Genomic DNA, 13,254 nt, shown 5'->3' with positions numbered 1-13,254 from the left:
TGGCGACTGGCAGGAAACCGCAGATGTCATTTCTTTGACACGGCCTAGAGTCCACGCTCTTGTCCCGGTTTGAGGTGCGTCAAGTCCGGTCGGTAGCCGCTGGCATCTAATGGATCGCATATTGGCAATCGTTTGACGCCCCAACCATGCGCACCGCCCCCGTGCCGTCTTCACCGACTGCAGACCAGATCGATCTGCCGTTTCACGCGGCTCTTGCCCGCACATCGAATTCGCTGTCGCTTGCATCAATGCAACTGGCGTTGCTCGATTGGGCGCTGCATCTGGCCGTCTCGCCGGGCAAGCGGCTGGATCTGTGCCGCCTCGCGCTGACGCAGGCCGAACAACTCGAGCGTTACATCCGAAACTGCTTGGCGTCCGGCCCGCAGGACGTGTGTCTTTGCGTCCAGCCGCCGGCCCATGATCGTCGTTTCTTGGCTGACGAGTGGCGCTTGTGGCCGTTCAACGTGCTGCACCAGTCTTTCCTGTTGACTGAACAATGGTGGGAGGCGGCCACGCGCGGCGTCTGGGGTGTCGCCAAGCATCATGAGGACGTCGTTGCCTTTGCTGCGCGTCAATGGCTCGACATGATGTCGCCGGGCAACCAACTGGCAACCAACCCGATTGTCCTGCGTCGGACGTTCGAGCAGCACGGCACCAATCTCGTGCGCGGTGCGTTCAATGCGCTCGATGATCTCGAGCGTTCCATGAGCGGCGCGCCGGCGGCCGGTACGGAACGCTTCATGGTAGGCCGTGACGTTGCCATAACGCCCGGCAAGGTCGTGCTGCGCAACCGCCTGATCGAGTTGATCCAGTACACACCGACCACGAGCAAGGTCCAGGCCGAGCCCATCCTGATCGTGCCGGCATGGATCATGAAGTACTACATCCTGGATCTGTCGCCGCAGAACTCGCTGATCCGCTATCTGGTAGAGCAGGGCCATACCGTGTTCTGCATCTCCTGGAAAAACCCCGACGAGGCTGATCGCGACCTCGACATGGATGACTACCTCAAGCTCGGTGTCTTTGCCGCGCTCGATGCCGTCAATGCCATCGTGCCGGGCCGGCACGTACACGCCGCCGGCTACTGCCTCGGGGGCACGTTATTGGCCATTGCCGCGGCTGCCATGGCACGCGATGGCGATGCGCGGCTGGCGTCGATGACACTCTTTGCCGCGCAGACAGACTTCTGTGAGCCGGGCGAACTGGGCCTGTTCATCGACGAGGCACAGGTCAGTCTGCTGGAAGCGCAGATGGAGCAGACTGGCTATCTGCGCGCGAGCCAGATGGCCGGAGCCTTCCAGATGCTGCGCTCGTACGACTTGCTGTGGTCGAGGGTGGTGGGTGAATACCTGCTGGGCGATCGTGCACCCATGAACGATCTGATGGCCTGGAACGCCGATGCCACGCGCATGCCCGCGCGGATGCACAGCCAGTATCTGCGGCATCTGTTTCTGAACGACGACCTGAGCGAGGGCCGCTACCCCGTCAACGGCAAGCCGGTGGCACTCAACGACATCGACCTGCCCATCTTCGTGGTGGGCACGCTGACCGACCACGTGGCGCCATGGCGCTCGGTCTACAAGCTGCATCACTTGACCGAGTCGGAGCTGACGTTCGTGTTGACAAGCGGCGGTCATAACGCCGGCATTGTCAGCCCGCCGGCCAACTCGCATCGGCGGTTCCAGATGCAGACGCGCCACATCGGTGAGACATCGGCGGCGCCGGATGACTGGCTGGCATCGGCCCCCGCCACCGACGGTTCGTGGTGGCCGGCATGGCATGCATGGCTGGTCGCGCATGCATCGGGCGCCACAGCGGTCAAACCGCCGAAGATGGGCGTACCCGGATTGCCGCCACTGGCTGATGCGCCCGGCACCTACGTGCTGGAGAAATAGATGCGTGTTAAGAAACAACGCCGCGCATGCGGCAGGTACGCCGGCACGCGTATGTCCGCCATGGTGGCCTCCGCCACTGCGCTGGCCCTGTCGGCTTGCATCTCGATGGCGCCGCCTTACGAGGCACCCGCCCTGCCCGTGGCCCAGCACTATGACGCTGACGATGGCCGGGATGGCCTCTCAGCCTCCGCCACCGGCTGGCAGGCGTATTTTACGGACAAGCGCCTGCAGGCGTTGATCGCTCAGGCGCTGGAGAACAACCGCGATCTGCGCACCGCCGTGCTGCGGGTGGAGGAGGCGCGTGCCGCGTTTGGCATCCAGCGGGCGGAGATATTTCCGCACCTCGACGCGCAGGCCGGCATCAGCCGCCTGAGCATTCCGGCGGACCTGAGCCCATTCGGCATGCCGATGCGTGTCACTCAGTACCAGGTGGGCGCCGGTGTCTCCAGTTGGGAGATCGATTTCTGGGGGCGCGTACGCAACCTCAACGACGCCGCACTGGAAAGCTATGTGGCTTCCGACGCCGCGCGCCGTGCGGTAGCGCTTGGGCTGATCGCGCAGGTGGCCGACAGCTACCTGGTGCTGCGTGAACTGGACGAGCGCATTGCACTGGCGCAGCAGACCGTAGACAGCCGAACCGAGACCCTGCGCATCTTCTCGCGCCGTGTGACGGTGGGAGCGACTTCACGATTGAACCAAACGCAGGTCGAGACCCTGCTGACCCAGGCGCAGGCGCTGTTGACGCAATTGCAGCAGGCGCGCGACGCACAGGCGCATGGCTTGGCCTTGCTTGTCGGCAAGCCGATCGACCTGCCATCGGTTTCTGAGCCACTTGACGAGCACCGCATGCTGGCCGAGTTGCGCGCGGGCCTGCCTTCCGACCTACTGACGCAGCGCCCGGACATTGTTGCCGCGGAGCACCGGCTGCGTGCCGCGCACGCCAGCATCGGCGCGGCACGGGCGGCGTTTTTCCCCCGCGTGGCCCTGACAGGCGCTTACGGCACGATCAGCCCGGAACTGGGCAATCTGTTTGCACCCGGCACGCGCGCCTGGGTTTTTGCACCAAGCATCAGCCTCCCGCTGTTTGAAGGCGGCAAGCTGCGCAGCAACCTCGACCTGGCAGAAACCCGCCGAGACCTTGCCGTGGCTGCCTACGAGAAGACCGTGCAGAGCGCTTTCCGCGACGTGTCCGACGCGCTTTCCGCACGCAAGTGGGTAGCCGAACAGCTCGACATTGCGCAGGCCGCACTGGCAGCGCAGACCGAACGCGCACGGTTGTCGCAACTTCGCTTTGATGCCGGAGCATCGACGTTCCTGGAGGTTCTTGACGCCCAGCGCGACCTACTGGCCGCGCAGCAGCAACTGGTGCAGGTGCGCCGTGCGCTTCTCTCTAGCCGCGTTGGCCTGTATGCGGCACTGGGTGGCGGCACGCAGGCCGTCGAATCCGCATCCGATCCGCAACCCCATCTGAGCCCGACGCCATCACCGCGCGTATCGGGCGAACCTACACCATGACCACGACTCCCCGACAACGATGGATTGCGCTGCTCGCTGCCGCCTTGGTGGTCGCCGGTGGGGCGTTCGCATGGAAGTCCTTGCGGCAAGAGGGGCCCGGCAAGGGTTTTGTGAGCGGCAACGGCCGTATCGAGGCCACCGAAATCGACGTGGCCACCAAGCTTCCCGGCCGCGTGCAAGACATCCTGGTGGACGAGGGCGACTTCGTGAGGGGCGGCCAGCCGCTTGCGCACATGCAGGTGCAGACGCTGGAGGCGCAGCGCGACGAGGCCCAGGCGCGGCAGCAGCAATCCGTCTCTGCCGTGGCGAGTGCGCAGGCCCAGGTGGCTGTACGAGAGGCCGATCGGCAGGCTGCACTGGCGCAGATCGCCCTGCGTGAGAGCGACCTGGATGCCGCGCAGCGGCGGTTGGCGCGTTCCGAAACGCTGTCGAACGAAGGGGCATCGTCCATGCAGGAACTGGACGACGACCGCGCCCGTGTGCGCAGCGCCAAGGCCGCGCTGGTGGCGGCCCGCGCGCAAGCCGAGGCGGCGCAGGCCGCCGTCTTGGCCGCCCGTACGCAGGTGGCCGGTGCCGGTGCCACCGTCAAGGCGGCCGACGCAACCGTACTGCGCATCAAGGCCGATATCGATGACAGCGCCTTGACGGCCCCGCGCGACGCCCGCGTGCAATACCGCATCGCCCAGCCCGGTGAGGTTCTGGCCGGCGGCGGGCGCCTGCTCAATCTCGTGGATCTTTCCGACGTCTACATGACCTTCTTTGTGCCGGAGACGGACGCAGGCCGCATCGCCATGGGCAGCGAGGTGCGTATCGTGCTCGACGCCGCGCCGCAATTCGTGATTCCGGCGCGCGTGTCCTTTGTGGCCAGCACCGCGCAATTCACCCCCAAGACCGTGGAGACGGCCAGCGAGCGCCAGAAGCTGATGTTTCGCGTCAAGGCGCAGATCGATCGCGATCTGCTGCGCAAACACCTGAAGCTCGTGAAGACCGGTCTGCCCGGCGTGGCGTGGCTCAGACTCGACGGGCAAGCCGAATGGCCGGCCAGCCTGGCGATCAAGGTTCCGCAGTGACCACCTCTGTCGACCCATCTGCGTTACATGACGGGCGCCCCGTGGCGCCGGTGGCAAGCCTGGCCGGCGTGAGCCTGCGCTATCGCAAGACGCTGGCGCTGGATGGCGTCACGCTCGACCTGCCCGCCGGCTGCATGGTCGGACTGATCGGTCCGGACGGCGTGGGCAAGTCCAGCCTGCTGTCATTGGTGGCCGGCGCGCGTGCCCTGCAGGACGGCGCAGTGCATGTGCTGGGCAGCGACATGGCCGACCGCCGTGCGCGCGCCGCGGTCGGTCCTCGCATTGCTTACATGCCGCAAGGGTTGGGGCGCAACCTGTACCCCACGCTGTCGATCGAGGAGAACCTGCAGTTCTTCGGGCGGCTGTTCGGCCACGATGCAGCGGAGCGCCGACGCCGCATTGATGCGCTCACGTCCAGCACCGGCCTGCGGGCGTTTCTCTCGCGACCAGCCGGCAAGCTGTCGGGCGGCATGAAACAGAAGCTGGCCTTGTGCTGCGCGCTGATCCACGATCCCGATCTGCTGATTCTGGACGAGCCGACCACGGGCGTCGACCCGCTCTCGCGCAGGCAGTTCTGGGACTTGATTGCCCGTATTCGCGCCGCGCGCCCGGGCATGAGCGTGATCGTGGCCACCGCGTACATGGAAGAAGCCGAGCGCTTTGATTGGCTGATCGCCATGGATGCGGGGCAGGTGCTCGCCACCGGCACACCGGCCGCCCTGCGCAGCCGCGCGGGTACCGATTCCCTTGAGGCCGCTTTCATTGCGCTGCTGCCGCTCACGCGCCGGCAGGGTCATCAGGCCGTGGTGGTGCCACCGCTGGTGGCCGGCGCAGAAGACGATGTGGCCGTGCAGGCGAACGGCCTGACCATGCGCTTTGGCGACTTTGTCGCAGTCGACCACGTCGACTTCCGCATCCGTCGTGGAGAGATCTTCGGCTTTCTCGGCTCGAACGGCTGCGGCAAATCGACCACCATGAAGATGCTCACGGGCCTGCTGCCTGCCAGCGAGGGCCAAGCGTGGTTGTTTGGGCATCCTGTTGACCCGAAGGACATCGACACACGCCGGCGGGTGGGCTACATGTCGCAAGCGTTCTCGCTGTATGGCGAGCTGACCGTACGTCAGAACCTTGTGCTGCACGCGCGCCTGTTCCAGGTGCCCGAACCCGAGGTGCAGTCGCGTGCGGCTGAGATGCTGACCCGCTTCGGACTGCAGGACGTGTCCGACAGCCTGCCCCAGAGCTTGCCGCTGGGCATGCGGCAGCGGCTGTCGCTGGCCGTGGCGATGGTGCACAAGCCTGAGCTGCTGATCCTGGACGAGCCGACCTCCGGCGTGGACCCGGTCGCGCGCGATATGTTCTGGCGCCTGATGATCGACCTCGCCCGGCGGGATCGCGTGACCATCTTCATCTCCACGCACTTCATGAACGAGGCCGAGCGATGCGACCGCATCTCGCTCATGCATGCCGGCCGTGTGCTGGTGAGCGATGCGCCCGCGGCGCTGGTGCGTGCCCGTGGCACGCAGACGCTCGAGCAGGCGTTCATTGGCTATCTACGGGAGGCTGCCGAAGCGTCTGCGGACACCGACGAGGTTGCCGCGCCGCTGCCGGTGCGCACGGCGGCAACCACTGCGCCTACCGGCATGCCCGCCCGCCGCGGCTTCAGTCTTGCGCGCGCATTGAGCTATTCGCAGCGCGAGGCGTTGGAGCTGCGCCGCGACCGCGTGCGCGCCACGCTGGCCCTGCTGGGCACGGCCATCCTCATGTTCATCATCGGATACGGCATCAGCCTGGATGTGGAGAACCTGACCTACGCCGTGCTGGACCGCGACCAGACCGTGCTTTCGCGCGACTACACGCTCAACCTGGCGGGCTCGCGTTATTTCATCGAAAAACCCCCAATTCGCGACTACGCTGAGTTGGACCGCCGCATGCGCAACGGCGAGTTGTCGCTGGCGATTGAAATCCCGCCTGGCTTTGCACGCGACTTGGAACGCGGCGCGGCCGTGCAGATCGGTGCCTGGGTGGACGGTGCCATGCCCACCCGCGCGGAAACCGTGCGCGGTTACGTACAGGCCATCCACCAACTCTGGCTGGCCGATACGGCCGTGCACCGGCTGGGGGTGCGTCTGGCGGCGCCCAGCAGCGTTGAGACGCGCTATCGCTACAACCCCGACGTGAAAAGCCTGCCTGCCATGGTGCCTGCCGTGATTCCGATGCTGCTGATGATGATTCCCGCCATGCTGGCGGCGTTGTCGGTGGTGCGTGAAAAGGAGCTGGGCTCCATCATCAATTTCTACGTGACACCGGTCACACGCGCGGAATTTGTGCTCGGCAAGCAGGCGCCGTATATCGTGCTGGCCATGCTGAACTTCCTGTTGCTGGCGGTGCTGGCGGTGACGGTGTTCGGTGTCCCGATTAAAGGCAGCTTTGCGACGCTAGCGCTGGGGGCGCTGATCTTCGTGACGTGTTCGACGGGTTTCGGGCTGTTTGCGTCCACCTTTACGCAAAGCCAGATCGCGGCCATGTTCGTCACCATGATCGGCACAATCATTCCGTGCGTGCAATTTTCCGGATTGCTCAATCCGGTGTCGTCGCTGGAAGGGGCGGGGGCCTTGATCGGGCGCGTGTATCCGGCCACGCATTTCCTGACCATCAGCCGGGGCGTGTTCAGCAAGGCGCTGGATATGGGTGCGTTGGGCAGCGCATTCTGGCCGCTCCTGGCGGCGGTGCCGTTCATCCTGGGCGCCACCTTGCTGATGCTGCGCAAGCAGGATCGATAGGAGAGCCACATCATGCCGAGCCTTCCGATCGATCGCCGCACCGCTCGCCTGAACAACATCTTCCGTCTTGGCATCAAGGAATTGCGAAGCCTGGTGCGCGACCCGATGATGCTGGTGCTGATCGTCTATACCTTCACAGTGTCGATCTACGTGGCGGCTACTGCCATGCCGGCAAGCCTGCACAATGCCTCGATCGCCATCGTCGATGAAGACAGCTCACCGCTGTCGGCGCGCATTGTCTCGAGCTTCTATCCACCGCATTTCCGAACGCCTGCGCTGATCCCGCTCACCGAGGTGGACCCAGGCATGGACAGCGGCCGTTACACGTTTGTGCTCGACATCCCGCCCAACTTCCAGCGCGATGTGCTGGCGGGCCGCGCACCGTCCATCCAGCTCAACATCGACGCCACGCGCATGAGCCAGGCCTTTACCGGCAACGGCTACATCCAGCAGATCGTCTCGGGCGAGGTGAATACCTTCCTGCAGCGCCACCGCGCCGCGCCCGCCACGCCGGTCGACCTGGTGCTGCGCACCCGCTTCAACCCGAACCTGGAGCAGACGTGGTTCGGCTCGTTGATGGAGATCATCAACAACGTGACCATGCTCTCGATCATCCTGACCGGAGCCGCGCTCATCCGCGAACGCGAGCACGGCACGATCGAGCACCTGCTGGTGATGCCTGTCACGCCATTCGAGATCATGGTGTCCAAGGTCTGGTCGATGGGGCTGGTGGTGGTGCTGGCCGCGCTCGTTGCACTGGTGTGCGTGGTGCAGGGCGCGCTGCATGTACCGATCGAGGGCTCGATCCTGCTGTTCATGCTGGTGGCTACGCTGCATCTGTTTGCCACGACGTCCATGGGGATTTTTCTTGCGACGGTGGCGCGGTCCATGCCGCAGTTCGGCATGCTATTGGTTCTGGTGCTGCTGCCGCTGCAGTTGCTCTCGGGCGGTACCACCCCGCGAGAGAGCATGCCCAGCGTGGTGCAGGACATTATGTTCGCCGCGCCGACCACGCATTTTGTGTCGGCGTCGCAAGCCATTCTCTATCGGGGTGCGGGGCTCGAGGTCGTGTGGCCGCAGTGTCTGGCCATCTGCGTAATCGGCACCGTGCTGTTTCTCGCATCATTGACGCGCTTTCGCCAAACCATCAGCCAGATGGTTTAAGGAGCCAACATGGATACACCCGCCAACGTTCCTCTCGCGCTCCAAAAGGCGCAAGTCAAGTTCGCACTGCAGACGTTGGGTCTGCTCAAGGCAACACGGCAGCGGTGGTATGAATTGGGTGCTGAGCTGCTGGCCCAAGACGTCGCCCGCACAGAGTCCGCGCTGGAGGATCTGCAACGCGTCGGAGACTGGAACGCCTTTGCAGCACTGCTGCCCAACGCATTCTGGCAGGCCAGCCAGCGCGGCATGAATGTGCTGCAGGGGGTGGTGCAGACGGCCATCTCTAACCAATCGAGCTTCGTGGCGGATTACCAGGGCGTCATGCTGGAATGGCAGCAGGCTTCTGTAAGGGCATTGAGCACGGCAGGCAATGCCATGCCGGTCAATACGGCGCTGCAGGGCATGCTGTCGGCGTGGGGCATGCCGGGCGACGCATTGCTCCCCTCCGGACCCGAGCGGTCAACTCCTGTCCGTGCGCCCGGCAAGGGCAACGGTCAACTCCATCAAGCTTCCTGACGAGCACACATGGGCCCCGATCATTTGTCTGCACCGCCGGCCTTGCTGTCAGTCGGTGATCTGAGTGTTGTGCGCAATCGCACCTTTGACGAAATTGCCATTGGCGACACGGCTGCCATCCTGCGCACGCTCACGGCGGAGGACATCCAACTCTTTGCCGTGCTATCGGGGGACGTCAACCCGCAGCACCTGGACCCGGAGTTTGCGGCGTCCACGCGTTTTCATGGTGTGATTGCCCACGGCATGCTGGGCGGAGCGCTTATTTCCGCTTTGCTTGGCACGCGTTTGCCGGGGCCGGGAACGATCTACCTTGGGCAGACGCTGCAGTTTCTCGCGCCGGTGCGCATTGGCGACACCTTGACCATCCGCGTGACGGTGGTCAGCAAGGAGGAGGAAAGAAAGCGGATCAAGCTGGCATGCAGTTGCACAAACGACAGCGGCACGGTGGCCATCACGGGCGAGGCCGAGGTCATCGCGCCCACCGAGCGGATCGAGCGTCCGCGTACCACGCTGCCGGATGTGCGTATCACCACCGGCAGTGATGGCATTCACCGGCTGCTCGACCATGTGCGGCCTCTTGGTGCGATCCGTATGGCCATCGTCCACCCGTGTGATGCGCTGAGCCTGTCTGCCGTGATGGACGCGCACGCTGAGGGGCTGATCGTGCCATGCCTCGTCGCGCCGTATGCCAAGCTGATGCGCGTAGCCGCCGAAGCCGGCCTTGACCTCAGTGGCATAGAGATCGAAGACGTGCCGCACAGCAGTGCCGCTGCAACCCGCGCAGTGGAGCTTGTGACGCAGGGCAGGGCAGAGGCGCTGATGAAAGGCAGTCTGCATACCGACGAGTTGATGGCGGCAGTGGTGCGCGAGGAGGCTGGGCTGCGTACCAAACGTCGGATCAGCCATTGCTTCTTGATGCAATCGCCAGCGTATCCGCGCCCGTTTATCGTGACGGATGCGGCCATCAACATTGCGCCGACCCTGGATCAAAAGGCGGACATCGTCCGCAACGCCATCGATCTGGCGCATGCGATTGGCGTTGAACGGCCGCGGGTGGCGATCCTTGCGGCGGTCGAGACCGTGAACCCGCGCATGCCCGCCACGCTTGATGCGGCCGCACTGTGCAAGATGGCGGACCGCGGTCAGATCGAGGGCGGTGTGCTGGACGGGCCGCTGGCTTTCGACAATGCGGTATCTGCGGCTGCGGCGCGTATCAAGGGCATTGTTTCGGAAGTCGCAGGACAGGCCGATGTGCTGGTGGTGCCCGATCTGGAAAGCGGCAACATGCTCGCCAAACAGTTGGAATACCTGGGCGGCGCTGCCAGCGCAGGCATCGTGCTCGGCGCCCGCGTGCCCATTGTGTTGACCAGCCGTGCCGACTCGCGCGAATCACGCATCGCGTCGTGTGCCGTTGCCACCTTGCTGGCTCACCGCTACCGCAACCTACCGCCATGAACGATTGCATCGTCGTACTGAATTGCGGCTCGTCGAGCATCAAGTTTGCGTTGTTCGATGCCACCCTGGATCCATTGCCGCGCACACCCATGTGGAGCGGGAAAGTAGAGGGGATCGGCACTGACCACCCCCTGGCGACAGAGGCTGGCGTGCCAACACAAGCGCTAGCGCTTGAAGGTTCGCAGCCCTATCACGCCGCACTCATGCACATTCGCCAGCGTGTCGAGCACAGGCTGGACGGCCGCCGGCTGATGGCCGTGGCGCATCGGGTGGTGCATGGCGGCTCCAAATATTTCGCGCCGGTATGCGTGAACTCGGAGGTGCTTTCCGATCTACGGAGCTACATTCCGCTGGCGCCCCTGCATCAGCCGTTTGCGCTGGAGGCGATCGAGGCGCTGCTGTCGGACTTGCCCGATGTGCCGCAAGTCGCGTGCTTCGATACCGCGTTCCACCGCACGCTGCCGCAGGTTGAGACGATGCTGCCGCTGCCGTACACGGCATGGGAGCGCGGTCTGCGCCGTTATGGCTTTCACGGGTTGTCGTACGAGTACATGTCGATCGCTTTGCTGGAACGGCATGACGATATAGCCCTGGGGCGAGGCATCGTCGCGCACTTGGGCAGCGGCGCCAGCCTGTGTGCGATGCACGGCCTGAAGAGCGTGGCCACAACGATGGGGTTTTCCGCCCTCGACGGCCTGATGATGGGGACGCGATGTGGCTCGCTCGATCCGGGTGCGGTGCTCTACATGATGGAGACGGAGCATCTTTCCCCCGCACAAGTCGGGCACGTGCTGTATCACCAATCGGGTCTGCTTGGGTTGTCGGGGCTGTCTTCCGACCCGCGCGACCTGATTGCGCGCGAGGCCGACAACCCGCGTGCGCAGGCAGCGCTCGCGCTCTACGTGCGCCGGATCGTCCGTGAGATCGGCGCCCTGGTGGCCGTGCTGGGCGGCCTGGATTTCTTGGTCTTCACGGCGGGTATTGGCGAACACAACGCTGTACTTCGCGAACGCGTTGTGGGCGCGCTTGGTTATTTGGGCGTCAGCCTGGATGACGAGGCCAACCAGGCGCATGCGGCGATCATTTCCAGTTCAGCGAGCCGGATTCGCGTAGCAGTAGAGCCTACAAACGAGGAGTGGGTGGCAGCTCGGCATGCGGTTCAGTGCAATCCACGGCCATAAGCCTTCCTGGCGAAATCGCTGATCGGCTCGGCAGACGGGTACGCAACCTCGTGCTACCTCGCCCCATGTCCACTTGGCTTAGTGGACACGGGCTTGCACAAATCGGCGTTACCGTGGCGTCTGCCTCCACATCTGATGGTCCAGCATCATCTGATAGTGGAGGTCCATGTACTGGTCCGACATGTATTGGTGTTCCTTCATCTGCTCGGGTGTGAGCCGCGAGTAGTAGCCTCCCATCCCCCGCCACCCCATCATCGGGCCGCCGCCCATCATGTGACCACCGCGCATTCCAGGGCCACCCATCATTCCAGGACCGCCCATCATTCCCGGGCCCCACAGCTCACGCATCATGCCCATCGTGCTCTGCGTTGTTGCCCAATGTTCATCGAGCAGTTTCTGGCGCTCTTTCGGATCCTGGGTCTGGCGAGCCTTGTCCATTTCTTCCTCACGTATCTCCTGAAGCGAAATATGAAGGCCAATCTGATTGAGGTGGCGTGCGATGGCGATAGCCCTCAGTAGGGCAATCCTTCTTCGATCGGAAGGGAAGGGTCCCGGGACCACTCGTTCCAGGAACCGAGATATAGCCGCACGTTCTTGATGCCGGCTTCCTCCAGCGCGACGAACGTTGTGGATGCGCGCGCGCCTTTGAAGCAGAAGACAATGACGGGGGTTTCCTGGCGAATTCCGACCGTCGCGCAATCGGCAAGAATCTCTGCCGGTGACTTGAACATCTGCCCAATGGGCGTGCGCGATGTGGCCTCAGAGGGCGTTAAGCGGGATTTTCAGGTAGCGAACGCCGTTCTCTTCGGGCGGGGCAGCTCTCCTGCGCGGATGTTGACCTGCACTGAAGGCAGAATCAGCGTCGGCATCGCCAGCGTCGCATCGCGGGCCTGCCGCATGGCGACAAACTGTGCCTCGGTCACGCCGTCGTGCACATGGATATTGCGATTGCGTTCGTCACGCACCGTAGTTTCCCAGGCCGGACCCCGTCCTTCTGGCGGATAGTCGTGACACATGAAGAGCCGGGTCTCGTCTGGCAAGTCCAGCAGCTTACGGATGGAATGAAACAGCTCGTGTGCATTGCCACCCGGGAAGTCACAGCGCGCGGTGCCAACGTCCGGCATGAACAGCGTATCGCCCACGAAAACCACATCCTCGAATTGGTACGCCATATCGGCAGGTGTGTGACCTGGCACGTGAATCGCCTTGCCGGTCAGCCCGCCGATGGCGAACGTCTCGCCGTCTTCAAACAGATGGTCGAACTGTGACCCGTCTGGCCGGAACTCCGCTTCCAGGTTGAAGAGTTCTTTGAACACGCCCTGCACCTGTCGGATGTGTTGACCGATGCCGATGCGGCCACCCAGATGACGCTTGAGATAGGGCGCGGCGGAAAGGTGGTCTGCGTGTGCATGCGTCTCAAGAATCCATTCGACGCGCAACGCACGCTCGCGCACAAACGCGATGACCCGGTCGGCGCTGGCCGTCGACGTCCGGCCCGACTTTGGGTCGTAATCCAGGACCGAGTCGATGATCGCGCACTCGGAGCGCGCTTCCTGATGAACCACGTAGGTCACTGTCCAGGTTGCCGGGTCAAAGAATGGCTGAACAATCGGTTGCATGGGGCCTCCTATGCCGCACATCAATCTACTGGAAAATAATATATTTTTTTATATACTAT

General features: G+C 63.9%; 10 protein-coding genes and 1 pseudogene. 8 read left to right on the top strand and 3 right to left on the bottom strand.

Going from position 1 to position 13,254, the window contains the following annotated elements:
• Positions 1-146: 146 nt before the first annotated feature.
• The 8 genes from DOD19_RS21605 to DOD19_RS21570 are packed head-to-tail and all read left to right on the top strand — an operon-like array spanning position 147 to position 11,576.
• Positions 147-1,895 (top strand): alpha/beta fold hydrolase, encoded by a 1,749-nt coding sequence (locus tag DOD19_RS21605; RefSeq protein WP_112188031.1) that lies wholly within the window; start codon positions 147-149, stop codon positions 1,893-1,895.
• A gap of 51 nt (positions 1,896-1,946) precedes the next feature.
• Positions 1,947-3,410 carry an efflux transporter outer membrane subunit gene (locus DOD19_RS21600; protein ID WP_112188239.1) on the top strand — a complete coding sequence of 488 codons (1,464 nt, stop codon included), beginning with the start codon at positions 1,947-1,949 and terminating at the stop codon, positions 3,408-3,410.
• On the top strand, positions 3,407-4,480 hold the full coding sequence (locus tag DOD19_RS21595; protein WP_024978751.1) for an HlyD family efflux transporter periplasmic adaptor subunit: 1,074 nt from the start codon (positions 3,407-3,409) through the stop codon (positions 4,478-4,480). The genes DOD19_RS21600 and DOD19_RS21595 overlap by 4 nt, the downstream gene beginning before the upstream one ends.
• Positions 4,444-7,260 carry a ribosome-associated ATPase/putative transporter RbbA gene (rbbA, locus tag DOD19_RS21590; RefSeq protein ID WP_112188029.1) on the top strand — a complete coding sequence of 939 codons (2,817 nt, stop codon included), beginning with the start codon at positions 4,444-4,446 and terminating at the stop codon, positions 7,258-7,260. Before DOD19_RS21595 ends, rbbA begins: the two co-directional genes overlap by 37 nt.
• 12 nt (positions 7,261-7,272) lie before the next feature.
• Complete coding sequence (locus DOD19_RS21585) at positions 7,273-8,424, top strand: ABC transporter permease (RefSeq protein WP_051541544.1); 1,152 nt, start codon at positions 7,273-7,275, stop codon at positions 8,422-8,424.
• Positions 8,425-8,433: 9 nt separating this feature from the next.
• Positions 8,434-8,940, top strand: a complete 507-nt coding sequence (locus DOD19_RS21580; protein WP_112188027.1) for a hypothetical protein — start codon at positions 8,434-8,436, stop codon at positions 8,938-8,940.
• Positions 8,941-8,949: 9 nt separating this feature from the next.
• Complete coding sequence (locus DOD19_RS21575; RefSeq protein WP_112188026.1) at positions 8,950-10,395, top strand: bifunctional enoyl-CoA hydratase/phosphate acetyltransferase; 1,446 nt, start codon at positions 8,950-8,952, stop codon at positions 10,393-10,395.
• The gene (locus tag DOD19_RS21570; RefSeq protein ID WP_112188024.1) at positions 10,392-11,576 is read left to right on the top strand and encodes an acetate/propionate family kinase; all 1,185 of its coding nucleotides are present in this window, start codon (positions 10,392-10,394) and stop codon (positions 11,574-11,576) included. The genes DOD19_RS21575 and DOD19_RS21570 overlap by 4 nt, the downstream gene beginning before the upstream one ends.
• Before the next feature lie 108 nt (positions 11,577-11,684).
• Here DOD19_RS21570 and DOD19_RS21565 read toward each other — a convergent pair whose 3' ends face one another.
• From DOD19_RS21565 to DOD19_RS21555, 3 genes and pseudogenes are all read right to left on the bottom strand, one after another.
• Positions 11,685-12,014: a hypothetical protein gene (locus tag DOD19_RS21565; RefSeq protein ID WP_162634433.1), complete on the bottom strand. Its 330-nt coding sequence runs from the start codon at positions 12,012-12,014 to the stop codon at positions 11,685-11,687.
• Positions 12,015-12,088: 74 nt separating this feature from the next.
• Positions 12,089-12,307 carry a rhodanese-like domain-containing protein gene (locus DOD19_RS21560; protein ID WP_239498079.1) on the bottom strand — a complete coding sequence of 73 codons (219 nt, stop codon included), beginning with the start codon at positions 12,305-12,307 and terminating at the stop codon, positions 12,089-12,091.
• Between the two features lie 28 nt (positions 12,308-12,335).
• A pseudogene (locus tag DOD19_RS21555) lies at positions 12,336-13,195 on the bottom strand (MBL fold metallo-hydrolase).
• Between the last annotated feature and the right edge of the window lie 59 nt (positions 13,196-13,254).

Source organism: Ralstonia sp. GX3-BWBA, assembly GCF_003290055.1.
Lineage (GTDB): Bacteria > Pseudomonadota > Gammaproteobacteria > Burkholderiales > Burkholderiaceae > Ralstonia > Ralstonia holmesii.
Note: the sequence above shows the minus strand (reverse complement) of the source record. Positions and strands in the feature narration are given on the sequence as shown.

What these genes read in the sequence shown, in the direction of transcription:
- DOD19_RS21585 (WP_051541544.1), top strand. Translation starts at nt 7,273, where the DNA reads ATGCCGAGCCTTCCGATCGATCGCCGCACCGCTCGCCTGAACAACATC.
- DOD19_RS21560 (WP_239498079.1), bottom strand. Translation starts at nt 12,307, where the DNA reads ATGTTCAAGTCACCGGCAGAGATTCTTGCCGATTGCGCGACGGTCGGA.
- DOD19_RS21580 (WP_112188027.1), top strand. Translation starts at nt 8,434, where the DNA reads ATGGATACACCCGCCAACGTTCCTCTCGCGCTCCAAAAGGCGCAAGTC.
- rbbA (WP_112188029.1), top strand. Translation starts at nt 4,444, where the DNA reads ATGGCCGGCCAGCCTGGCGATCAAGGTTCCGCAGTGACCACCTCTGTC.
- DOD19_RS21575 (WP_112188026.1), top strand. Translation starts at nt 8,950, where the DNA reads ATGGGCCCCGATCATTTGTCTGCACCGCCGGCCTTGCTGTCAGTCGGT.
- DOD19_RS21565 (WP_162634433.1), bottom strand. Translation starts at nt 12,014, where the DNA reads ATGGACAAGGCTCGCCAGACCCAGGATCCGAAAGAGCGCCAGAAACTG.
- DOD19_RS21570 (WP_112188024.1), top strand. Translation starts at nt 10,392, where the DNA reads ATGAACGATTGCATCGTCGTACTGAATTGCGGCTCGTCGAGCATCAAG.
- DOD19_RS21605 (WP_112188031.1), top strand. Translation starts at nt 147, where the DNA reads ATGCGCACCGCCCCCGTGCCGTCTTCACCGACTGCAGACCAGATCGAT.
- DOD19_RS21600 (WP_112188239.1), top strand. Translation starts at nt 1,947, where the DNA reads ATGTCCGCCATGGTGGCCTCCGCCACTGCGCTGGCCCTGTCGGCTTGC.
- DOD19_RS21595 (WP_024978751.1), top strand. Translation starts at nt 3,407, where the DNA reads ATGACCACGACTCCCCGACAACGATGGATTGCGCTGCTCGCTGCCGCC.